General features: G+C 69.4%; 20 protein-coding genes. 19 read left to right on the forward strand and 1 reads right to left on the reverse strand.

Features of this window, described 5'->3' with window-relative positions:
* The first annotated feature begins 1 nt into the window (after position 1).
* The 18 genes from J2X60_RS03910 (at position 2) to J2X60_RS03995 (ending at position 18,712) form a co-directional block, all read left to right on the forward strand.
* Positions 2-1,672: a PilT/PilU family type 4a pilus ATPase gene (locus J2X60_RS03910; protein WP_309886565.1), complete on the forward strand. Its 1,671-nt coding sequence runs from the start codon at positions 2-4 to the stop codon at positions 1,670-1,672.
* Entirely contained in the window at positions 1,672-2,895 is a 1,224-nt protein-coding gene (locus J2X60_RS03915) for a type II secretion system F family protein (RefSeq protein ID WP_083295163.1), read from the forward strand. The genes J2X60_RS03910 and J2X60_RS03915 overlap by 1 nt, the downstream gene beginning before the upstream one ends.
* A 192-nt stretch (positions 2,896-3,087) precedes the next feature.
* A complete protein-coding gene (locus J2X60_RS03920) occupies positions 3,088-3,519 on the forward strand; it encodes a prepilin-type N-terminal cleavage/methylation domain-containing protein (RefSeq protein WP_309886566.1) in 432 nt (143 codons plus the stop codon).
* An 80-nt stretch (positions 3,520-3,599) separates the two neighbouring features.
* On the forward strand, positions 3,600-5,063 hold the full coding sequence (locus tag J2X60_RS03925) for a prepilin-type N-terminal cleavage/methylation domain-containing protein (RefSeq protein WP_309886567.1): 1,464 nt from the start codon (positions 3,600-3,602) through the stop codon (positions 5,061-5,063).
* A complete protein-coding gene (locus tag J2X60_RS03930) occupies positions 5,060-5,764 on the forward strand; it encodes a type II secretion system protein J (RefSeq protein WP_071302480.1) in 705 nt (234 codons plus the stop codon). The genes J2X60_RS03925 and J2X60_RS03930 overlap by 4 nt, the downstream gene beginning before the upstream one ends.
* Positions 5,765-5,811: 47 nt before the next feature.
* The gene (locus J2X60_RS03935) at positions 5,812-7,641 is read left to right on the forward strand and encodes a hypothetical protein (RefSeq protein ID WP_309886568.1); all 1,830 of its coding nucleotides are present in this window, start codon (positions 5,812-5,814) and stop codon (positions 7,639-7,641) included.
* A complete protein-coding gene (locus J2X60_RS03940) occupies positions 7,608-8,483 on the forward strand; it encodes a prepilin peptidase (RefSeq protein ID WP_309886569.1) in 876 nt (291 codons plus the stop codon). Before J2X60_RS03935 ends, J2X60_RS03940 begins: the two co-directional genes overlap by 34 nt.
* A gap of 39 nt (positions 8,484-8,522) precedes the next feature.
* Positions 8,523-9,575, forward strand: a complete 1,053-nt coding sequence (pilM, locus tag J2X60_RS03945) for a type IV pilus assembly protein PilM (RefSeq protein WP_309886570.1) — start codon at positions 8,523-8,525, stop codon at positions 9,573-9,575.
* Positions 9,572-10,309 carry a hypothetical protein gene (locus J2X60_RS03950; RefSeq protein ID WP_083295164.1) on the forward strand — a complete coding sequence of 246 codons (738 nt, stop codon included), beginning with the start codon at positions 9,572-9,574 and terminating at the stop codon, positions 10,307-10,309. Before pilM ends, J2X60_RS03950 begins: the two co-directional genes overlap by 4 nt.
* Positions 10,306-10,998 carry a type 4a pilus biogenesis protein PilO gene (pilO, locus tag J2X60_RS03955; RefSeq protein WP_309886571.1) on the forward strand — a complete coding sequence of 231 codons (693 nt, stop codon included), beginning with the start codon at positions 10,306-10,308 and terminating at the stop codon, positions 10,996-10,998. The genes J2X60_RS03950 and pilO overlap by 4 nt, the downstream gene beginning before the upstream one ends.
* A gap of 176 nt (positions 10,999-11,174) precedes the next feature.
* On the forward strand, positions 11,175-11,834 hold the full coding sequence (locus J2X60_RS03960) for a hypothetical protein (protein WP_309886572.1): 660 nt from the start codon (positions 11,175-11,177) through the stop codon (positions 11,832-11,834).
* A 25-nt stretch (positions 11,835-11,859) separates the two neighbouring features.
* Complete coding sequence (locus J2X60_RS03965; RefSeq protein ID WP_070417675.1) at positions 11,860-12,318, forward strand: DUF6121 family protein; 459 nt, start codon at positions 11,860-11,862, stop codon at positions 12,316-12,318.
* Between the two features lie 34 nt (positions 12,319-12,352).
* A complete protein-coding gene (locus tag J2X60_RS03970) occupies positions 12,353-13,489 on the forward strand; it encodes a hypothetical protein (RefSeq protein ID WP_309886573.1) in 1,137 nt (378 codons plus the stop codon).
* A gap of 419 nt (positions 13,490-13,908) precedes the next feature.
* Positions 13,909-14,277 carry a 30S ribosomal protein S12 gene (rpsL, locus tag J2X60_RS03975; protein WP_017885540.1) on the forward strand — a complete coding sequence of 123 codons (369 nt, stop codon included), beginning with the start codon at positions 13,909-13,911 and terminating at the stop codon, positions 14,275-14,277.
* A gap of 4 nt (positions 14,278-14,281) precedes the next feature.
* Complete coding sequence (rpsG, locus tag J2X60_RS03980) at positions 14,282-14,752, forward strand: 30S ribosomal protein S7 (RefSeq protein WP_022903294.1); 471 nt, start codon at positions 14,282-14,284, stop codon at positions 14,750-14,752.
* Positions 14,753-14,839: 87 nt separating this feature from the next.
* The gene (gene fusA / locus J2X60_RS03985) at positions 14,840-16,954 is read left to right on the forward strand and encodes an elongation factor G (RefSeq protein ID WP_309777375.1); all 2,115 of its coding nucleotides are present in this window, start codon (positions 14,840-14,842) and stop codon (positions 16,952-16,954) included.
* Positions 16,955-17,088: 134 nt separating this feature from the next.
* On the forward strand, positions 17,089-18,276 hold the full coding sequence (tuf, locus tag J2X60_RS03990; protein ID WP_070417678.1) for an elongation factor Tu: 1,188 nt from the start codon (positions 17,089-17,091) through the stop codon (positions 18,274-18,276).
* A 178-nt stretch (positions 18,277-18,454) separates the two neighbouring features.
* Entirely contained in the window at positions 18,455-18,712 is a 258-nt protein-coding gene (locus tag J2X60_RS03995) for an Rv0909 family putative TA system antitoxin (RefSeq protein ID WP_309777373.1), read from the forward strand.
* 81 nt (positions 18,713-18,793) lie between these two features.
* Here J2X60_RS03995 and J2X60_RS04000 read toward each other — a convergent pair whose 3' ends face one another.
* Positions 18,794-19,360, reverse strand: coding sequence for a GNAT family N-acetyltransferase (locus tag J2X60_RS04000; protein ID WP_309886574.1), 567 nt, complete (start codon positions 19,358-19,360; stop codon positions 18,794-18,796).
* A 271-nt stretch (positions 19,361-19,631) separates the two neighbouring features.
* Here J2X60_RS04000 and J2X60_RS04005 point away from each other — a divergent pair, with 271 nt between their 5' ends.
* Complete coding sequence (locus J2X60_RS04005; protein WP_309886575.1) at positions 19,632-23,282, forward strand: Ig-like domain-containing protein; 3,651 nt, start codon at positions 19,632-19,634, stop codon at positions 23,280-23,282.
* Positions 23,283-23,284: the final 2 nt, after the last annotated feature.

Below are 23,284 nucleotides of genomic sequence, written 5' to 3' on the forward strand. Positions count from 1 at the left end.
GATGACCGATTCCGTCTACGACATCTCCGTGCCCGGCGACGAGCCGGTCGCGGGGTGGCACCCTGGACGCCCCGGCAACGAGGTCGGTGGTCGCCGCGCCGCCCGGCTCGCGGCCGCAGCGGCGCAGCAGCCGACGTCGCCGGCCGTGCAGGCGCAGATCGCCCCCGCCTCGGCCGCGCCGGTCTACGACCTGTCGGGTGACACCGCGTGGCCGGCTCCGGCTGCGCCCGTCCCCGGTGCTGCCGCGTCCTCCGCGTCCGTCCCGAGCGGGTCCTGGCCGGCGCCGTCCGGCGACCCCGTCGCCGTGCCGGTCGCGCAGCCGCACGCCCGGCCCGCGACGCCGTCCGCCGCCGTCCCGCCGTCGACCGCGTCCTACGGCTACGCCGACGCGGTGGCCCAGCACCTGCCGGTCGTGCCTGCGGAACCGACCACGATCCTCCCGACCGTCGCCCACGTCGCGGCAACCCACGTGCCCGCGCCCGCCGGCCACGACGAGATCAACTTCACCCGCCACGCGCGTGAGGTCGCCGACCCCGACCTCATCACCGCGCTCGCCCAGGTCGTCTACCAGGGTGCGTCGGACCTCCACCTCACCGCGGACGCGGCCCCGACCGTGCGCGTCGACGGATCCCTGCGGCCGGCGGTCCCCGGCGGGCCGTGGGCGCGGAACAAGGTGATCGCCGCCCTCAAGACCCTGCTCTCAGTGGAGCAGGCCGGGCAGTTCGACCACGAGCAGGAACTCGACTTCGCGTACTCGCTGTCGCCCGAGTACCGCTTCCGCGTGAACTACTACCAGCAGCGCGGGAACTGGGGCGCGGCCTTCCGCATCATCCCGACCAAGATCAAGACCCTCAAGCAGCTCGGCATCCCCGAGCACGTGGGGGAGTTCGCCAAGCTGCCGCGCGGACTCGTGCTCGTGACCGGGCCGACCGGTTCCGGCAAGTCGACCACGCTCGCCGCCCTCATCGACCTCGTCAACGAGACCCGGGCCGACCACATCGTGACGGTCGAGGACCCGATCGAGTTCATGCACGACCACAAGAAGGCGATCATCAACCAGCGCGAGGTCGGGGCAGACACGCACTCGTTCGCCGCTGCCCTGAAGCACGTGCTGCGCCAGGACCCGGACGTCATCCTGATCGGCGAGCTCCGCGACCTCGAGACGATCTCCGTCGCCCTCACCGCGGCCGAGACCGGCCACCTCGTGTTCGCCACGCTGCACACCCAGAGCGCTCCCGGCACGATCGACCGCGTCATCGACGTCTTCCCGCCGCACCAGCAGGGGCAGATCCGGACGCAGCTCGCCTCGACGCTCGAGGGTGTCGTCTGCCAGACGCTCGTGCCGAAGGCCAACGGTGCCGGCCGGGTCGTCGCCACCGAGATCATGAGGACCACCCCGGCCATCGGGAACCTCGTGCGCGAGGGCAAGACGTACCAGATCACCTCCGCCATGCAGGCCGGGCGTGACATGGGGATGCACACGATGGACCAGGACCTCGCCGAGCTCGTCAACGTCGGTACCGTCACGCGGGCTGCCGCTATGGAGAAGGTGCACGACCACGAGGGCTTCGACCGGCTCGTGCAGCGCGTCGAGTCCCCGTCCGACTCCTCGGCCGCCGCGATCGCCGCGTCCGAGATCGACTTCGGCGACAAGTACTCAGGAGGCCACTGATGTCGCTCGCCTACGACTACCGGGGGCGCGACGGCGCCGGGAAGCTCGTCAAGGGACGGCTCGACGCGTCCTCCGAAGGAGCGGTCGTCCAGCGTCTACGGGGCATGGGCGTCTCGCCGATCGCCATCACCGAGGCGAAGCCCGGCACCGGACTGCAGACCGAGATCAAGATCCCGGGGTTCGAGAAGGGTGTGGGGCTCAAGGACCTGGCGATCATGTCGCGCCAGGCGTCGACCATGCTCACGTCGGGGCTCTCCCTGCTCCGCGCGCTGTCGATCCTCGCCGACCAGACGGAGAACAAGAAGCTCAAGGTGATCCTCGGCAAGGTCCGGGACGACGTCGAGCGCGGTGTCTCCTTCTCCGATGCCGTGGCGAAGTACCCGGTCGACTTCCCGCCGATCATGATCAACATGATCCGGGCCGGTGAGACGGGCGGCTTCCTCGACCAGGCGATGGACTCCATCGCGACGAACTTCGAGAAGGAGCACAAGCTCCGGTCGACCATCAAGTCGGCGATGACCTACCCGGTCGTCGTGCTGGTGATGTCGCTGCTCGCGGTCGTCATCATGCTCATCTTCATCGTGCCGATCTTCCAGGACATGTTCTCGAGCCTCGGCGGGCAGCTGCCGGTGCCGACGCAGATCCTCGTGACGATGTCCCACGCGATGCGGTGGCTCGGACCCGTGCTGGCCGTCGCGGTCGTCGTCGGGTGGCTCTGGTTCCGCGCCAACAAGAACACCGATCGTTTCCGCGCCGTCCGCGACCCGCTGATGATGCGTCTGCCGGTGTTCGGCCCGCTGACGAAGAAGATCGTCATCGCGCGGTTCGCACGCAATTTCTCGAACATGATCGGGGCCGGCGTCCCCATTCTGCAGGCATTGCAGATCGTCGGTGAAGTGTCGAACAACTTCGTCGTGCAGAAAGCACTCGAACGGGTTGCGGAAAGTGTTCGGAAAGGCGAGTCGATATCCGCGCCGCTCGCAAATGAGAAAGTATTCCCGAGCATGGTCTCGCAGATGATGGCGGTCGGTGAGGACGCGGGTTCGCTCGAGGTCATGCTCGAGAAGATCGCGATCTTCTACGACGCCGAGGTCGAGGCGACCACAGAGTCCCTGACTGCCCTCATCGAGCCGTTGCTCATCGCGTTCCTGGGCGTGGTGGTCGGCGGGATGATCGTTGCGCTGTACCTGCCGATCTTCCAGATCACGTCGCTCGTCAAGTAGGAGCGACTTTCCGCTACCCCTCGTGCGGGGGAGGAATTACCCCCACTGCCCCCGGGAGTGGGGGTATTTCGTTCCCCACTTGCCCCCCGTTCTCGGGATTCCGCCCGGAATTGGCCCTGAATACTCTTGTCAGCGGCGGCGAGCACGCCCCGAACAATCTTCCCATCGTATTCCCGAAAGAATGGAAACACCATGTACTTCGCTCTCATGGGCAAGCTCGAGGCTCGCCGCAAGGGACTCCTCGAAGAGGACGAGAAGGGCTTCACGCTCATCGAGCTCCTCGTCGTCGTGATCATCATCGGCATCCTCGCCGCGATCGCCATCCCGGTGTACCTCAACGTGCAGAACAACGCGAAGGACGCCTCCGTGAAGTCGGACCTCGCCAACGCGAAGACCGCGGTGATCGCGTACCAGACCGACAAGAACGGTGCGCTGCCGGCCGCGACCGACTTCAACTCGTCGACGCTCGGCCAGTACGGCTGGACGCAGAGTACCGGCAACGTCCTCACCTACAAGACGACGGGGACCGGCGCGACCGCCGGGTTCTGCATCGGCGGCAAGGGTGGCACGCAGACGGACTTCAAGATCACCGACAGCACTTCGGCCGACAAGGGCACCTGCTGAGCTAGCTGATCGCCTGAAGGGCGGTCCGTCGAAGGACGGACCGCCCTTTCGCTCACCCGAACACCGACCAGGAGGTGACCATGATCCAACGACTGCGGAACGTCCTCAGCCCGCGCGACGAGCGCGACGCCGAAGCCGGCTTCTCGATCATCGAGGTCATGGTCGCGATGATGGTGTTCGCGGTGATGTCGGTGGGCATCGCCTACGGCATCGCGAACACCCTGCAGCTCACCCAGACGACCCGTGGCCGAGAGACCGCGGTGGCGCTGGCCTCGCAGGACATCGACACGCTCCGGCAGACCGCCGCGGCGTCGACCGCCGGGATCTTCAAGGTCGTCGGCAAGGCGGGGACCGACAACCGGAAGACGGTCGGCAACGTCGAGTACCGGATCGACCGCGCGGTGTCCTGGGTGCAGAGCGACGGCGCGACCGGTGCGTGCGGCACATCGACCGGCAAGCTGGCCTACAAGAGCGTCGTCGAGACCGTGAGCTGGCCGAACCCGCGCGGCGGCGGTACGAGCTCGACCTCGGTCACCTCGGCGATCGCCCCGAGCGACGCCGTGACCGACCCCGGCTACGGCACGCTCATCCTCTCGGTGGCGACCGCGTCCGGTGCCCCGTACGCGGGCGTCGGCATCACGGTCACGCCGGTCTCCGGCGGCGGTGGCTCCGCGCTCACCACGGCGGTCCAGCCGACCGACGCACAGGGCTGCTCCTACGCGGTCAACGTGGCACCCGGCGACTACACGGTCACCGCGAACACCACCGGTGGCATCGACACGAACCAGGCGCAGCCGTCCTCCCAGTCGCCGATCACCGTCTCCGCCGGTGCGAGCTCACCGGTGCCGTTCGTGTACGACCGCGCGAGCCAGCTGACGCTGCAGTACGCGAAGGGCTACAACGCGACGCTCCCCACGAACATGGTGACGGTGCTCTCCTCGACGGTCGGCGGCCTCGACACGGTCAAGCCGTGGGACGTCACCAGCACCTCGCTCGCCGTCACGTCTGCCTCGACGCCGAGCCTGCCGGTGTTCCCGTTCACCTCGGGCTACACCGTCTACGCGGGTCCGTACTCGAACAGTTCGGCGTCGTCCTCGAGCTGTCTCAGCCCGAACCCGTCGGCATGGTCGACACCGAATCCCTCGGGGGCAGTCGGCTCGGCACCGGGGACGATCGAGACGTCACCGGGGGTGCCGTCCTCGGCGTCCGTGATGATGGGCGTCGCGACCGTGAGGGGGGTCAAGAGCCGCTACGTGACCGCGGTGTCGTCCTCGAACCCGGCGGCCGGCGACCCGGGGTGCTCCGCCGGCATGACGATGAAGTTCCCGCTCTCGTCAGCGGACACGGCGACGATCGCCCTGCCCTTCGGGACCTGGACCCTCTACTCGGGGACGTCCTTCGGCGCGACGACCAAGAACGAGATCGCCTCGAACGCCTCGAACGTGAACGCGGTCACGAGCGGCCGCGTGAACCAGAAGAGCGCGCTCGTGGTCATCAGCTACGACAACACGCTCACGCTCGACCCACGAGGGCAGACGTCGTGACCGGGGCTCTCCGTCGGCTGCACGCCGACCAGTCGGGCGTCACGCTCTCCGAGCTGCTGGTCGCGGTGAGCGTGGCGATGGTCATCCTCGTCGCCGTCGGCGGCTTCTTCACCGCCACGCTCCGGGCCGGTTCGACGAACACGACGTCCGACCAGAACGCACGGTCGGCGTCGATCGTGATGAACTCGCTGACCCGGTACGTCCACGCGGCGAGCCTGTTGCCGAAGGCGGACGGCAGCTACGCCGCGGCGCTGACCGAAGCCGCGCCGACGCGGACGACCTTCTACGCCTACATCAACCTGGACGGCAACAGCACCGACAAGCCCGTCCAGATCCGGTACTCGGTCAACGCTGCGAAGCGGATCGTCCTGGACCAGTGGGACGGCACCGCCAACAACGGCTTCTGGACGTTCCCCGCGACCACGCAGACCCCGACGCGCAGCGTCGTCGTGGGTGGACCCGTCGCGTCCCCCACGGTCGACGGCGACCCGCTGTTCGAGTACCTCGGGGCCAACGGCACCACCGTCCCGACGCAGTCGGACGGCACGCTCGCCGCGACCCAGCTCGGGAACGTTCGTGCCGTGCGCGTGAACCTCGAGCTCGGCTCGTCGACGGCCGGCCTGTCCGGGAACACCCACATCCAGAACACCCTGTACCTCTTCAACGTGGTCTACGGGACGAACACCGGAGGGACCCCGTGAGGCGGATCCACGCACTCCTGGACCGGGCCCAGCGCGACGAGCGGGGCATGATCCTCGGCAACGTGCTCATCTTCGGCACCGTCATGATGCTGCTCGTCGCGACCATGATCGCCGTGTCGACGTCCGGCGCCGTGAAGTCGGCGACCGACCGCAACTTCCAGAACGCGATCGCCGCCGCGTACGCGGGGCTCGCCGACTACCAGTCGAAGCTCTCGAACGACAACGGGTACGCCCTCTACGGCAACGCCGACGCGCAGTTCAGCAGGGACAGCGGATCGACCTTCAGCGGACAGAACGGCAACGACGCCTTCTCGAAGTGGGCCGGGGTCGTCGGGTCGACGGATCAGTGGTACCGGTACGAGGTCGACAACTCGAACTACTCGTCGAAGGGCGTCCTGAAGGTCCGCGTGACCGGCAAGTCAGGCGGCAGCGTGCGGTCCCTGGTCGCCAACCTCAAGGGCGACGGCTTCATCAACTACCTCTACTTCACGAACTACGAATCGTCGAACCCGGCGATCTCGGGCAGCTCCTGCACCACCATGTACCAGTGGCAGAGCGGGACGAAGTGCCAGGCGGTGCAGTTCGCCGGGACCGACGTCCTGAACGGTCCCATCCGGACGAACGACGTGTTCACCGCGGCCTGCTCGACGGTGTTCAACGGCACCGTCGAGCAGCACGACACGAGCGTCCGCCCGTCCAGCGGGACGTGCAGCGGCGTGTTCAACGGCGGCGCCGCGACCGCGGTGCCCTACCTCGGGCTCCCCGCGCTGAACTCGAACATGTCGCAGGAGACCCGCACGGACACCCCGACCACGGTCCCTCGTCCCGGCTGCCTCTACACCGGGCCGACGCGGGTGTCGTTCCTCGGCAACGGCAAGATGACCGTCTGGTCGCCGTGGTCCAAGGCGACGCAGATCCAGGTGGTCGCGTCGACCGGTGAGGTCAAGGCGGGGGCCGACCTCGCGAAGTCCGCCGCACTGTGCGGGACCATCTCGGACCTGCAGAGCGCTGCCGGTGCCACCATCACGACCCTCCCGGCGAACCTCATGTACGTCCAGGACGTGCCGACCGCCTCGAACAACGTCAACTCCTGGGCGGCGAACACGTTCCCCTCGAAGTACACGAACACGTACTGCACGACGACGGTCACCGTGCGATCGAACGGGACCACGACGACCACGACGAACCAGCCCTTCAGCAACGGGCAGGGCTTCCCGGCCGCCGGCGAGTGGATCAACGGCGGCACGTCGGGTTCGTACGCACAGACCGGGTCGGCGTCGGACACGTACAGCTGCTCGGCGGGGGACGTGTTCGTCAGCGGCGCGTTCGCCGGTGCCATGACCATCGCGTCGTCCGGCACCATCTGGGTGACGGACGACATCACCTACGTCAGCGCGACGAACGACATCCTCGGACTGGTCGGGCAGAACGCCGTCGAGGTCTACAACCCCGCACGCTGCACCTCCTACCCGACCGTCTACCAGTGGGGCGTCGGCAACGTCACCGACACCACACGCTGCAACCAGAGCGGCGTCCGACTCCTCAACCGCTCCGGCGGCGAGTCCCTGACCATCAGCGCGGCGATCGCGAGCAACGCGGGGACGTTCTGGAACCAGAACTACGACATCGGGTCGAAGCTGGGTGTGCTCAAGGTCATCGGCTCCATCGCGCAGAACTGGCGTGGACCCGTCGCGACCACGGGCAGCACGGGGTTCTCGAAGAACTACGTCTACGACCAGCGCCTGCTGACCACGGCGCCGCCGAAGTTCCTCCAGCCCGTGTCGACCTCCTACGGCGTGACCACGCAGGTGGAGGTGCAGGCGGCCTTCAAGGCGGACGGCTCGTGCGCGACGACCAGCACGGGGGCGTGCAGGTGATCGGCGTGGGCGAGGTCCTGCCGATCGTCGTCGTCCTCGCCGGCGTGCTCGGCCTGCTCGTCGGCTCCTTCCTGAACGTCGTGGTCCACCGCGTCCCCGCCGGCCTCTCGGTGGTGTCGCCGCCGAGCTCCTGCCCCGGCTGCGGGCACGCCATCCGGCGTCGGGACAACGTGCCGGTGCTCTCCTGGGTGCTCCTGCGCGGACGGTGCCGGGACTGCGCCGAGCCGATCTCGCCTCGGTACCCGATCGTCGAGCTGTCGACCGCACTGCTGTTCGTCGCGGTCGCGGCCATCGCGGTCTCCGGACCCGTGGTGATCGGACCCGTCCGTGTCCCTGCGGCCCAGGCGATCCTCCTCGCGGCCCTGCTCTACCTCATGGCGATCTCCGTCGCGCTCGCGCTGATCGACCTCGAGACGCACACCCTGCCGAACGCGATCGTCTACCCGTCCGCCGTGGTCCTCGCCGTCCTCCTGGTCGTCGTCTCGGTGCTGAGCGGAGACCTCGCGGCCCTCGGCCGGGCCGGGATCGGGGCGGTGGTCCTGGGCGGCGCCTACCTCGCGCTGGCCGTCGCGGTCCCGGGCGGGATGGGGCTCGGCGACGTGAAACTCGCCGTCGTCCTCGGGCTCGTCCTCGCGTACCTCGGATGGGGACCCCTCGCAGTGGGTGCTTTCGGCGCCTTCGTGGTCGGAGGTACCGTCGCGATCGCGCTGGTCACCACACGACGTGCGCGATGGCGCGGTGGCGTGCCGTTCGGGCCGTCGATGCTGATCGGCGCGTGGATCGGGATCGTCTTCGGACACGCTCTCTGGACCGCCTACCTCGGGGTCCTCGGACTCGCCTGACGCCTCCTCCACCGACCACTCCTCGACGAAAGCAGCAACATGGGCAAGAGCATCGTGGGCATCGACATCGCGGGATCCTCGATCCGCGCGGTCGAGGTCGCGAACGCCGACCGCGCACGCCCGACCGTCCTGCGGTTCGCCGAGGTCCCGACCCCGCCGGACGCCGTCAGCCGTGGCGAGGTGCTCGAGCCCAACACGGTCGCGTCGGCACTGCGTTCCCTGTGGTCCATCGGCCGGTTCCGCTCGAAGGACGTCGTGCTCGGCATGGGCAACCAACGCGTGCTCTCCCGCGACCTGACCGTCCCGGCCGCACCGTTGGCGCAGATCCGCGAGAGCCTGCCGTTCCAGGTGCAGGACATGCTCCCCGTTCCCGTCGGCGACGCGATCCTCGACTTCTACCCGACCGCCGAGGCGATCAGCGACAACGGTCCCGTCGTGCACGGCCTGCTCGTCGCGGCGATCAAGGACGCGGTGCTCGCGAACGTCAAGGCCGCGCAGCTCGCTGGCCTCAACCCGGTCGGCGTCGACCTCATCCCGTTCGCCCTCACCCGCGTCCTCGTGGGCAGGCCGGGGCTGCACGGCACCACGGCGCTGGTCCAGCTCGGCGCCGACACGACGACCGTCGTCCTCGTGAGCGACGGCGTCCCCCAGTTCGTCCGCATCATCCCGACGGGCGGGAACGACGTCACCAAGACGCTCGCGGCAGCGCTCGACATCGAGTTCGGACAGGCCGAGGTCGTGAAGCGGCACCTCGGCATCGGTACGGGCGCTCGCACGCCGGACGACGCGCGCGCCGTGTCGGTCATCGCCGACGCCGTCACGGAGCTCATCGCGAGCCTCCGGAACACGATCAGCTACTTCGTCAACACGCGCCCGGGCGACCACGTCGAGCGCATCGTCCTCGTGGGCGGTGGCGCTCGTCTCGTCGGCCTCCCCGAGGCGCTCGCCGCGCACACCCACCTCCCGGTGCAGCGCGGCTCGGCCTTCGCGGGGGTCGACCTCGCGCGGTCGATCCCGGTGCAGGACGTGACGGACCACGAGGACGCGATCGCCGTCGCCTACGGGCTGGCAGTGGGGAGTCGAGCAGCATGACCGCCACCGACGTCCGGGCCGCAGCGCCCGAGGACACCACCGGACCCGGACGGGGTCGCGCTCCGCGCGGCCCGCGCACGACGGCGTCCACCTCGATCGCGGGGCGTGAGCCGCGGGTCGACCTCCTCCCGCCCGAGGTCCACACGGAGCGCCGCGAACGGGCCATCGCGCGGCGCGCCTGGCTCGGCGTGATCGTCGCCGCCGCGGTCGCGGCCCTGGGCTCCGGCGGCGCGTACGTGCACCAGCTCGACACGGCGCAGTCGTACCTGTCCGCGCAGAACGAGACCACCTCGCTCCTGCAGCAGCAGCAGCGCTACTCGGAGGTCCGCTCGGCGGAGAACGACACGGCCCTGCTCGAGGCCGCCCAGTCCGTCGGCGGCTCCACCGAGATCGACTGGAGCTCGACACTCGCGCAGCTGAAGTCGGTGCTCCCCGCCGGCGTCTCCATCACCGCGATGACGATCGACTCGGCGGACTCCACGGAGTCCTTCGCGCAGTCGACCGTCCCGTTGCAGGGGTCACGCGCAGCGACGATGCAGCTGACGATCCAGAGCCCGAGCATCCCCTCGGTCCCGGACTGGACCGCACGCCTCTCGCAGCTCCGTGGCTACGTCGACTCGACGATCACGTCGGTCGCGCTCGAGGAGGACACGGGGCAGTACTCGGCGACCATCCAGGCGCACCTCGGCGCGAAGGCGTTCGACGGTAAGTACACGAAGGACGGATCGAAGTGAACAAGAACCGTCTCTCCCTCATCATCGCGTTGGCCGCGACGCTGGCCGTCCTCGCGGGCGGGTGGTTCCTCGGCGCACAGCCGCAGCTCGCACAGGCGTCCGACAACAGCGCCCAGCAGTCCGACATCGACGCGACGAACGCCCGGAACCGCGCCGAACTCCACCGACTCGAGGAGGCGTACACGTCGCTCGACGCGACGAAGGCCGAGCTGGCTTCCCTGCGGGCCTCGGTCCCGTCCTCGACCGACACCGCCTCGCTGCTGAACCAGCTGAACGGCGCCGGCGCTGCCAGCGGCGTCACGGTCACGTCGATCACCATCGGTGACCCCAAGGCGTACGCACCAGTGGCGGCGGCGGAACCGACCCCGTCCGCGAGTGCGTCACCGTCGTCGACGGCGTCCGCGTCGGCAGCGCCGACAGCCGCAGCGACGCCCGAGGCGCCGGCCCCGCACAGCGACGCCCAGATCACGAGCGCGAACTTCGTGGTCGTGCCGGTGACGGCGGCCGTCAAGGGGTCGTACGACCAGGCACTCGCCTTCACGAAGAACGTGCAGAACGGTCAGCGGCTGTTCCTCGTGAACGGGGTCGCAGCGACGAGTTCCGACTCGGGCGGCGACCCGATGGCCGACCAATCGTGGTCGCTCTCCGGGTACGTCTACGTGCTCGCGGACCCCGCCACGAACGGCTGATCCGACCCCCACCAACTGGGGTCCGACGCGCCACGCCGCACCCTCTTCCGCACGGCCTCCCGCTGTGCTTACGATGCTCCTGAGCCCGCGCTCGCGGCTGCTCGTCCCTCTCTCGAACGGTCGCTCGAAACGGCCGTTCCTCGTCGTGCCCGGAGTCGCGCGTGTTGGCTGGAATCGTGGAGTTCCCCGGTTGGTTCGGAGCGGTAACCGTCCTTGCTGGTTACCTGCACTTCTCGATGGGCAAGCTCCCGAACGGCCCGGTGTACCAGCTGTTCAACCTCGTGGGCGGGCTCGCCGTGGCGATCAACGTCGCGGCGCACCACGCCGTCCCGTCGACGATCGTGAACGGCATCTGGGCGATCGTCGCGGTCGTCGTGCTCGTCAAGATGGCGAAGGCCCGTCGTGCGGCGAAGCGGGGTGCCCCGTCGACCGAGACGCCGCTGCTCCACGCCGAGCCCCCGGCGACCACGGCGGTCCTGCCGATCGTCGGACCGGCGCTGCGCGACCACGGGGCGGAGGCAACGCTCGCCCTGGCACCCGAGCCGCGCCTCCAGGGCCCGGACGCGGACGGCGACGCGACCACCACGCCCGACGCAATGCACACGACGGACGCGACGCACGCGACAAGCACGCCCGACGCGACCAGCACGACCGACGCCCCGACCGCAGCCGCGCCGATGACCGAGTCCATCCCGGTGATCACGGCCACGATCGCCCTCGCGCTCGTCGCCGCAGCGCAGGAGCACGCTGACCAGGCGACCCACGCCGACCCGACCCACGCCGACCAGCAGACGCACACCGACGAGCCGCAGCGCGCAGACGCCACCCCCGCCTGAGCCCCGCCAGCGATACGATCACCGCATGTCCCGGTGGTTGATCGCGACGATGACGTCGATCCTGTTCATCGCGCTCGTCATCGCGGTGACCGGCTTCGAGGCCCTCCTCGCCGACGTCGAGGTCATCTCCCAGCCTGACGCCACCCCGTACCTCGGCCCCGCGATGGTGCTCGGCGGTGCCGTGGTGGTGTTCCTCGCGACCGCAGTCGGCTCCCGCGAGGGCAACCCCGGCGTCACCGGCCTCGTCGCCGCGGCGACCTGCTACCTGGTGATGCTCGGCGTCGGGGCGGTCGGCTACAGCCTGGTCCGGAGCGACCTCACCGAGCTGCTCGTGTTCCCGGCCGGCTACGCACTCGGGCCGTTCGTCGTCGGTTCGGTGGTCGTGGCACTCCTGTGCGTCGTCGGCGGGATCGCCGCGGCACGGCACCAGTCGCGCGCGTCGGGGGTGCGCCCGGAGCCCGGCGATGACGGTGCCCGCCGGTAGTCTTCCTGCAGCACCACAGGACGACGGGGGACCGATGACCGACCAGCACCAGGCCGACGGATGGGGATCCGTCCCGGCCGTGGACTCGATCCGTGGCACGCGGGACGCACCACCGGCGGGGGCGTCCGGAGCGCAGCCCCGGCCCCGTCGTCGACTCGGTCGCGGTCGGCTCGTCAGCATCGTCGCGGGTGGCGCGGCCGTCGTGCTGCTCCTGGTCGCGGGCGTGGTCGGCTACTCGGTCGGCACGTCGACGCACGCCGCCGACCGTCCGGTCCGTGCCTTCCTCGACGACCTCACGGCGGGTCGGGTGGGCGCCGCGCTCGACGTGGCGGGCATCGAGCACGACGAACGTGACCTGCTCCTCACCAAGGCCGCCTACGCGAAGGCGAAGGACCGCGTCACGGGGTACCGGATCGCCGCCACGCGTGCGGACGGCGACACCGCCACGGTGACGGCGTACCTGCGGCAGGCGGGGCGCGACGTCTCGTCCACCTTCACGCTCGACAAGACGGGCACCGACTGGGGGGTGTTCCCGGTCTGGCAGCTCGAGGCACCGCGGCTCGGTGCGGTGGACGTCAGCCTGCGCGGCCCCACGGGCACGAAGGTGTCGGTGGCCGGGCAGTCCGTGGTCACGTCGAAGGACGGCACGGCGACGCTCACGGCCCTCCCCGGCACGTACGACGTCGCGGTGGACGGTGGCGAGTGGTACTCCGCTAAGGCCACGACGGCGACGGTCACCGGGTTCGGGGGCGCCGCCTCGAGCCCCGTCTCGATGACGACGGAGCTCACGGCAGCGGGCAAGCGGTCCGCCCAGGCGGCGGTGGACGCGTGGGTCGACGGCTGCATCGCCTCGACCGAGGCAGCACCGGCCGGGTGCAGCTTCTACGCCTATGGTCAGGACGCCGCGTACACGTACACGAACCAGAAGTGGACGCTGGACACCCGCCCCACCGTGTCGATCGGCGGGTGGGTGTCGAACGGCTGGCTCGTCACGACGACGTCCTTCGGCCGGGCCACGTTCACGGCGGACATCTCCGGCCCGGGCGGGGTGGGCACGGCGTCCGCCGGACCGATGAACGTCAACGCCAGCGGGTACGTCACGGAGTTCACGGACGCGGGGGCGACGTTCCGCTCGGCGGTGGGCAACGGCTCGTCCGACACGGGCTCCTGACCCCGCGCACGACGGCGCCCCGGTGCGTCCAGGAGGCGCGGTGCCGGCCCGCCACGTCCGTCCGGCGGCCGTGGGTCCGGTCCACCGCGCCCGGCCGGCGGCCGTGGGTCCGGTCCACCGCGCCCGGCCGGGCGGAGCGCCCCGCGCCCCGCGTGATCACCCACGCGACGCCCGTTCGCCCAGGGCACTCGTCACGCGCCTCCAGGGCGACGCGCCCGGATTGATTTCGCCGGGTTACGCGGGTAATCTCTTCCGGGTGTGTGCCTTCGGGCGTGCCCGAAAAGTCCGGTCCGACCAACGGTCGGCCGGAACACTCCGTCCCCCACTCGTCATCCGCCGTCAGGCGGTGATCAGCGTGGGACGAGGAAGTCGGCGGACCGCGCCGGCCGGAGAACACGAGCGAAGAACCAGGAGAACAGTTGCCTACTATTCAGCAGCTGGTTCGCAAGGGTCGTACGCCGAAGGTCACCAAGACCAAGGCGCCCGCCCTGAAGGCGAACCCCCAGCAGCGTGGTGTGTGCACCCGCGTCTACACCACCACCCCGAAGAAGCCGAACTCGGCACTGCGCAAGGTCGCTCGTGTCAAGCTCTCGAACGGCACCGAGGTCACGGCCTACATCCCCGGTGAGGGCCACAACCTCCAGGAGCACTCGATGGTGCTCGTGCGCGGCGGTCGTGTGAAGGACCTCCCCGGTGTCCGCTACAAGATCATCCGCGGTGCGCTCGACACGCAGGCCGTGAAGAACCGTAAGCAGGCACGTAGCCGCTACGGCGCGAAGAAGGGTTGAGCCAATGCCTCGTAAGGGTCCCGCCCCCAAGCGTCCCGTCGTCGCAGACCCGGTCTACGGCGCACCGATCGTCTCGCAGCTCGTGAACAAGATCCTGCTCGACGGCAAGAAGGGCCTCGCTGAGCGCATCGTCTACGGTGCCCTCGAAGGCGTTTCCGCCAAGAACCAGCAGGACGCCGTCGCGACGCTCAAGAAGGCGCTCGACAACGTCCGTCCCACCCTCGAGGTCCGCAGCCGCCGCGTCGGTGGCTCGACCTACCAGGTCCCGGTCGAGGTCAAGCCGCACCGCGCGAACACCCTCGCGCTCCGCTGGCTGACCTCGTACGCCAAGGCCCGTCGCGAGAAGACGATGACCGAGCGTCTCATGAACGAGATCCTCGACGCGTCGAACGGTCTCGGTGCCGCGGTCAAGCGCCGTGAGGACACGCACAAGATGGCCGAGTCGAACAAGGCCTTCGCCCACTACCGCTGGTAGTCCCGGCACCGTCCGGGCGCCGGTGGTCATGAACCCCGGCGCCCGCACGGACGCCAACCTCTCCTACAACTCTTCCGGAGGAACCCTGTGGCACAGGACGTGCTCACCGACCTGAACAAGGTCCGCAACATCGGCATCATGGCGCACATCGATGCCGGCAAGACCACGACGACCGAGCGCATCCTGTTCTACACGGGCATCACGCACAAGATCGGTGAGGTCCACGACGGCGCTGCCACGATGGACTGGATGGCGCAGGAGCAGGAGCGCGGCATCACGATCACGTCGGCCGCGACGACCTGCTTCTGGGACAACAACCAGATCAACATCATCGACACCCCCGGTCACGTGGACTTCACGGTCGAGGTGGAGCGTTCGCTCCGCGTGCTCGACGGTGCGGTCGCCGTCTTCGACGGCAAGGAGGGCGTCGAGCCCCAGTCCGAGACCGTGTGGCGTCAGGCCGACAAGTACGACGTCCCGCGCATCTGCTTCGTCAACAAGATGGACAAGCTGGGCGCCGACTTCTACTTCACGGTCGACACCATCATCAACCGCCTCGGCGCGGAGCCCCTCGTGCTCCAGCTCCCGATCGGCGCCGAGAACGACTTCGTCGGGATCGTCGACCTCATCGAGATGCACGCCAAGGTCTGGCCGGGCGACGCCAAGGGTGATGTCACCATGGGCGCCCAGTACGAGGTCCAGGAGATCCCCGCGGACCTCAAGGACCGTGCGGACGAGTACCGCGCCAAGCTGATCGAGCGCGTCGCCGAGACCGACGACGCCCTGCTCGAGAAGTACTTCGGCGGCGAGGAGCTCACCAAGGACGAGATCAAGGCTGCGATCCGCAAGCTCACGATCGCGTCCGAGGTCTACCCCGTCCTGTGCGGCTCGGCCTTCAAGAACCGCGGTGTCCAGCCGATGCTCGACGCCGTCATCGACTACCTCCCGTCCCCGCTCGACGTGCCGCCGATGATCGGCCACGACGTCAAGGACGAGGAGAAGGAGATCATCCGCAAGCCCGACGCGTCGGAGCCGTTCTCGGCCCTCGCGTTCAAGGTCGCGGTGCACCCCTTCTTCGGTCGTCTCACCTACGTCCGCGTCTACTCGGGTTCGATCGAGTCGGGTGCCCAGGTCATCAACTCGACCAAGGGCAAGAAGGAGCGCATCGGGAAGATCTTCCAGATGCACTCCAACAAGGAGAACCCGGTCGACAACGTGACCGCCGGCCACATCTACGCGGTCATCGGTCTCAAGGACACCACCACCGGTGACACCCTGTGCGACCCGACCAACCAGGTCGTCCTCGAGTCGATGACGTTCCCGGAGCCGGTCATCGAGGTCGCCATCGAGCCGAACACGAAGGCCGACCAGGAGAAGCTCTCCACGGCCATCCAGAAGCTCGCCGAAGAGGACCCGACGTTCCGCGTCGAGCTCAACGCCGAGACCGGTCAGACGACGATCAAGGGCATGGGCGAGCTCCACCTCGACATCCTCGTCGACCGCATGAAGCGCGAGTTCAAGGTCGAGGCATCGGTCGGCAAGCCCCAGGTGGCTTACCGCGAGACCCTGACCAAGGTCGTCGAGCGCTACGACTACACGCACAAGAAGCAGACCGGTGGTTCCGGCCAGTTCGCGAAGGTGCAGATCGCCCTCGAGCCGATGGAAGTCACGGCCGAGAAGGTCTACGAGTTCGAGAACGCCGTCACCGGTGGTCGCGTCCCGCGTGAGTACATCCCGTCGGTCGACGCCGGTATCCAGGACGCCATGCAGGTCGGCATCCTGGCCGGGTACCCGACCGTCGGCGTGAAGGCCATCCTCAAGGACGGCGCGGCGCACGACGTCGACTCGTCCGAGATGGCGTTCAAGATCGCCGGTTCGATCGCCTACAAGGAAGCGGCCCGCAAGGCCGGTCCGGCGATCCTCGAGCCGATCATGGCCGTCGAGGTCCGTACTCCGGAGGAGTACATGGGCGACGTCATCGGTGACCTGAACTCCCGTCGTGGCCAGATCGCCTCGATGGAGGACGCCTCGGGCGTCAAGGTGGTCCGCGCGAGCGTGCCGCTGTCCGAGATGTTCGGCTACGTCGGCGACCTGCGGTCGAAGACCTCTGGTCGTGCGGTCTACTCGATGACCTTCGAGACCTACAGCCAGGTCCCGGCCAAGGTCGCCGAGGAGATCATCGCGAAGAACGCGGGGGAGTGACGCTCCAGCGTCTCTCCACAGGCGGGGGCGCCCGGCGACGGGCCCCTCGCCACCAAGTACAGTAAAGACACACACTGCACGCCAACGGTTCACGAACCGGGGGCATGCTCTCCGAGTCCTGAGGAGGACCCACAGTGGCCAAGGCCAAGTTCGAGCGGACCAAGCCGCACGTCAACATCGGAACCATCGGTCACGTCGACCACGGCAAGACCACGCTCACGGCGGCGATCACCAAGGTTCTGCACGACCAGTACCCGGACCTCAACGAGGCCCGTGACTTCGCTCAGATCGACAACGCTCCCGAGGAGCGCGAGCGCGGCATCACGATCAACATCTCGCACGTCGAGTACCAGACCGAGAAGCGCCACTACGCGCACGTCGACGCTCCTGGTCACGCTGACTACGTGAAGAACATGATCACGGGTGCGGCGCAGATGGACGGCGCGATCCTCGTGGTCGCCGCCACCGACGGTCCGATGCCCCAGACGCGTGAGCACGTGCTGCTCGCCCGCCAGGTCGGCGTCCCCTACATCGTCGTCGCGCTGAACAAGTCCGACATGGTGGACGACGAGGAGATCCTGGAGCTCGTCGAGCTCGAGGTCCGTGAGCTCCTCGGCTCGCAGGAGTTCGACGAGGACGCCCCCGTCGTGCAGGTCTCGGCGCTCAAGGCGCTCGAGGGCGACGAGAAGTGGGTCAAGTCCGTCCAGGACCTCATGGCCCAGGTCGACGAGCACGTGCCGGACCCGGTGCGCGCCACCGACCAGCCGTTCCTGATGCCGATCGAGGACGTCTTCACGATCACCGGTCGTGGCACGGTCGTCACCGGTCGTGTCGAGCGTGGCACGCTCGACCTCAACTCCGAGGTCGAGATCGTCGGCATCCGCCCGACGCAGAAGACCACGGTCACGGGCATCGAGATGTTCCGCAAGCTGCTCGACAAGGCCGAGGCTGGTGACAACACCGGTCTGCTCATCCGTGGCCTCAAGCGCGAGGACGTGGAGCGCGGCCAGGTCGTCGTGAAGCCGGGTTCGGTCACGCCGCACACCGAGTTCAAGGCGAACGCCTACATCCTGACCAAGGAAGAGGGCGGGCGTCACAACCCGTTCTACGCGAACTACCGTCCGCAGTTCTACTTCCGCACCACGGACGTCACCGGCGTCATCACGCTGCCCGAGGGCACCGAGATGGTCATGCCCGGCGACACCGTGTCGATGGCCGTCGAGCTGATCCAGCCGATCGCCATGGAGCCGGGTCTCCGTTTCGCCATCCGTGAGGGTGGTCGTACGGTCGGCGCCGGTACGGTCGAGGAGATCGTCAAGTAACTCCGGTTACCACGCGTCAGCGGGGTCGGACCTTCGGGTCCGGCCCCGCTTTCCGTTTCTCGGGAGTTCGCTCGCGTTCGGCGGACAGATCGCGGGGATCGGAGCACGATGTGGGCCAAGCGGCCGGATCGACCGGCCATCGAGCGGCCGGGTCACCTCCGGCCGGCAGGGAGGCAGCATGGCCGGCTTCGACGACATCCAGAAGAACGTCTCCGCCAAGGCGGAGGAGGTCACCGACCGCGCGAAGGCGTTCGTGGACGAGAACAAGGACAAGATCGAGGACGCGCTGCGGAGCGACAAGGCGGAGGACGTCTCCGACAAGATCATCCACGGCCTGGCCGACGGCATCAAGAAGGTCACGGGCGGGAAGTTCGACGAGCAGATCGACAAGACCGCGCAGGACCTGGACGACAAGATCGGCAACAACGGCGAGTAGGTCCGACGCCGACGGTGAACTGGAGGCGCTGCGCACGACGTGCGCAGCGCCTCCAGTGCCGTCTCGGGCCCGGTTCGATCGTCAGGCCGGTTCGACCGTCGTGGTGACGACCCAGCGGTGCTTGCCGATCGCGCGCTGGCGCGCGAACCCGAACCGCTCGAACGTCGAGAGCGCGCCGTGGAAGAGGAAGCCGGCCGGCACCGTCCCGGCGGGTTCCGGGTAGCCCTCGACGGTCCCACCGCCGGCGGCGGCGATGAGGGCGAGCGCACCGCCGAGCGCCTCGGTGGCTACCCCCTGTCGGCGGTAGCCGGCGCGGACGTAGGTGCAGCCGATGCGCCAGGCGGGATCCGGGCCGACCTGCGTCCGGTCGTACACGCGACGGTTCTTGATGCGGACGACTTCGGAGACCGGCCCGTACTGGCACCAGCCGACGCACCGATACCCGTCGAGGACGAGCGCGGCGTGGGTGGTGCCGGCGAGGACGCGGGCGTGCTTGCGCTCCCGGTTGCACGCGGCGTCCCGTGACGGCCCCTCGTCGTGGAAGCCGATGCAGAAGCAGCCGCTCGGGAAGCCGTCGCTCGTGCGGCAGAGCTCGTCGAAGGCGTTCCACGTGGACGCGTCGAGAGGACGGACGGTGTACGACGCCATGGCGGCAGCGTAGACGTGCCGTCGGCCTTCCGGAAGCCGGCGCAGTTGTCCCCACAAGGTGGGACGCGATGTACCCCGCTCGGGGTGTTGTTGCGGTTTCCCGCGACTCGATACCGTGGAGTCGCGGGACCGCACCGGTCACGCGTGGTGACCCGAACACCCGCCGTCTCCCGACGCAGGGCCCTGCCTGCGCGGACACTGTCGCGCGCGCTCTGCGGGTCGCCGATCCTCGACCCGAAGGACAAGCGTGTCTGCACTGCACCGTGCCCCCGTGCGCCGCCGCCCCGCCCGACTGCTCGCAGGAGCTGCCGTCACCGCGCTGGTCGCGGGGAGCGCAGTCCTCCTGACGCCGCAGCTGGCATCGGCCGCGTCCCCGTTCCCGACGACGCAGCTCTACGCGACCGTCTCGGGCTCGTCCACGGTGTACGCCGTGGACCGGGCGAGCGGCGCTGCGACCCCCGCCGTGACGGCGCCGAACAACGCGACCGGTCTCAACCAGATCGGCATCTCGGGCGACGGTGACAAGCTGTTCATGACGAACAGCACGACCGTGTTCGAGTACACCGCGTCGACGGAGACGTGGGAGACCGCCACCCGTCCGAACTCGCCGTCGGTCGCGAACCAGATGGGCGGCGTCGACCCAAAGAGCGGCAAGTTCTTCTTCGGTGGTCTCTCGAGCGGCTCGACGTTCACCTTCACGTCGTACGACCCGGACACGAACACCGTCTCGTCGAACGTCACCTCAGTGACGGCGCCGAACCCGCCCGGCACCAACGGCGACCTCGCCTTCGACCGGCAGGGCAACCTGTACTTCATCTCGAGCAGTGCGAGCACGGCGCAGCTGTACCGCGTCAACGCCGAGGACCTCGGTGGGGGCGCCACCACCGCGACCGCGGTCGGCCCGGCCATCACGCCGGCGGCCGCGCTGACGTCGCTGGCGTTCGGCGACGACGGCTACATCTACATCGCCGGCTCGTCGGCCAACACGTTCCTGCAGGTGAACCCGGTCACCGGTGGCACCGTCGCCAAGCGCAGCGTCAACCAGGGTGGCACCGCGCTGAACGTCACGGACCTCGGCTCGCGCGCGGTGCCGTCGACCGGTTCCGCGTCGGGCGGCTTCACCGACGGGAAGGCCAAGCCCGGCGACCAGCTGACGATCGGTGTCGGCGGCGGCGACGTGCCGAAGCCGGCGACCGCCACCACGTCCGACGGCAACGACACCGTCACCGCGGGCCCGATCATCCTGCTGCCGGGCCAGTCCTACACCGTCACGCAGTCGCCCGGGAACCAGGCGACGAACCCCGGTGACTACGACACGTCGTACGTCTGCACCGACCTAACGAGCAACGCCGTCGTGTCCTCCGGCAAGGGGACCTCGGCACCGTTCACGGTCCCGACGGCCGGCGGAGACGTGAGCTGCGCGTTCTCGAACCCGCTGAAGCCGAAGGTCGAGAACAGCTCCTCCACCGCGAACACCCCCGGCCAGCCCGCGACCGTCGACGTGCTGCAGGGCGCGACGGGTGACATCGACGCCACCACCGTGCAGCTGACGGCTCCCGACGTCGCCGGCGCCACGGTGACCGACGGCGGCAAGACCCTCACCGTCCCCGGTCAGGGCGTCTGGACCGTCGACCGGAGCAGCGGTGCCGTGACCTTCACCCCCGAGTCCGGCTTCACCCGGAACCCGACCCCGGTCACCTACACCGTCGAGGACACCCGCGGGAACCAGACCCAGGGGCAGGTGTCCGTCAGCTACCGGGGCACGGCGCAGGACGACGCGGCGACCACGGACCAGGGCGAGGCGGTCACCATCGACGTCCTCCGCAACGACGAGGGCGGGACGGTCGCTGCGTCGGTCGTGTTCCCGTCCGCGGGGCAGCCGTCCGGCGCGGCCGTCTCCGACGATGGTCGGACGCTGACGGTGCCCGGAACGGGCGTCTACACCGTGGACGCGACGACGGGTGCGGTCACGTTCACCCCTGAGCCGACGTTCCGCGGAGACGCGTCGCCGGTGACCTACCGTGTGGCGGACGCCGACGGCGGCACGTCCACGGCGCAGATCGTGGTCACCGCGAAGCCCGTGGGCCCGAAGGCGGCCGACGACACGGCGACCACGCAGCAGAACACCCCGGTCACGGTCGACGTCGCCGGTGGCACCGCTGCCGGCGTCGACCGCGGCACGCCGATCGACCCGACGTCCGTGGTGTTCCCGCGGTCCGGCCAGCCCGACGGCGCGATCGTGTCGGACGACGGCAAGCAGATCACCGTGCCCGGACAGGGCGTCTCCACGATCGACCCGGACAGCGGGAAGGTGACCTTCACGCCCGCGCAGGGGTACACCGGCACCACCACGCCGGTGACCTACCAGGTCGGCGACACCGGCGGCGAATCGGGCACCGGCACCATCGTGGTGACCGTCACCCCGGTCTCCCCGAAGGCGAACCCGGACACCGCGAAGGTCGCGCAGGGCGAACCGACCACCGTCGACGTCCTCGGTGACGACACCGCGGGCAACGCGGGCACACCCTTCGACCCCTCCACGGTGGTGTTCCCGACCGCTGGCCAGCCCAACGGCTCGACGGTCTCGGAGGACGGCCGGAAGGTCACCGTCCCCGGTGAGGGTGCCTACGTCGTCGACCCGGACAGCGGGAAGGTGACGTTCACCCCGGAGCCGACGTTCCGTGGAGTCGGCTCGGCGGTGACCTACCGGGTCGCCGACGTCGACGGGACCACGACCTCGTCCACGATCACGATCACCGTCGCACCGGTCGGCCCGGTCGCGGAGGACGACGTCACCACCACCGGGCAGAACACCCCCGTGTCGATCGCCCCCCCGGCGAACGACCGGCCCGGGATCCGGGGCGGGACCCCGATCGACCCGACGACGGTCGTGTTCCCGACCACCGGCCAGCCCGCGGGCGCGGTCGTGTCCGAGGACGGACGCACCCTGACCGTCGCCGGCCAGGGCGTCTACACCGCCGACCCGACGACCGGTTCGGTGCTCTTCGCCCCGGCGCAGGGCTGGTCCGGTACCGCGTCGACCGTCACGTACCAGATCGGTGACACGGGTGAGGTGGCGGCGACCGCGACCATCACCGTCACCGTCATCCCGGTGGCGCCCACCGCTGCTCCGGACACCGCCCGGACCGCTCAGGACATCCCCGTGACGATCCCGGTGCTCGGCAACGACACGGCCGGCAACGCCCGCACGTCGATCGTGCCCGGGTCGGTCCGGCTCCTGGGCGCTGACGGCGAACCGGTCACGACGCGCACGGTGCCCGGGAAGGGCGTCTTCACGGTCGACACCACGACCGGTGCGGTCACCTTCACCCCGGCGAAGGGCTTCACGGGAACGCTCGAGGTGCCGTACGCGATCGCCGACGTCGACGGCGGGACGGCCTCCTCCACGGTCACCGTGACCGTCGGTGCAGCGCCGACGGCAGCGAACGACACCCGGACCGGTACCCCCGGCGAGCCGCTGACCGTCGACGTGCTCGGCAACGACGCGGCCGGCTCGACCCCGATCGACCCCGAGTCCGTGCGCCTGGTCGACCCGGAGACGGGCGAGCTCGTCACCACCGTGACGATCCCGGAGCAGGGCACGTTCACGGTGGACCCCGACGGGACGATCACGTTCACGCCGGTTCCCGGCTTCAGCGGCACCGTGACGGTCCCGTACTCGGTCGCGGGTGACGACGGGAGCCGCACAACCGCGACCCTGACGATCACGTACCCGGCTGCGCCGGCGGTCGCAGCCGACCCCGCAGCGGGCGCCGGTGTGGTCACGACGGGCCCGGGTACCGGCCAGCTCGCGTTCACCGGCACCGACATCGCGTGGCAGGGGTCCATCGCGGCGCTCCTGCTCCTCGCGGCCGGCGGCACGATCCTGTTCCTGCGTCGCCGGAAGCAGGCGAACGGGTAGTC

This window comes from Curtobacterium sp. 320, assembly GCF_031455235.1.
Classification (GTDB): domain Bacteria; phylum Actinomycetota; class Actinomycetes; order Actinomycetales; family Microbacteriaceae; genus Curtobacterium.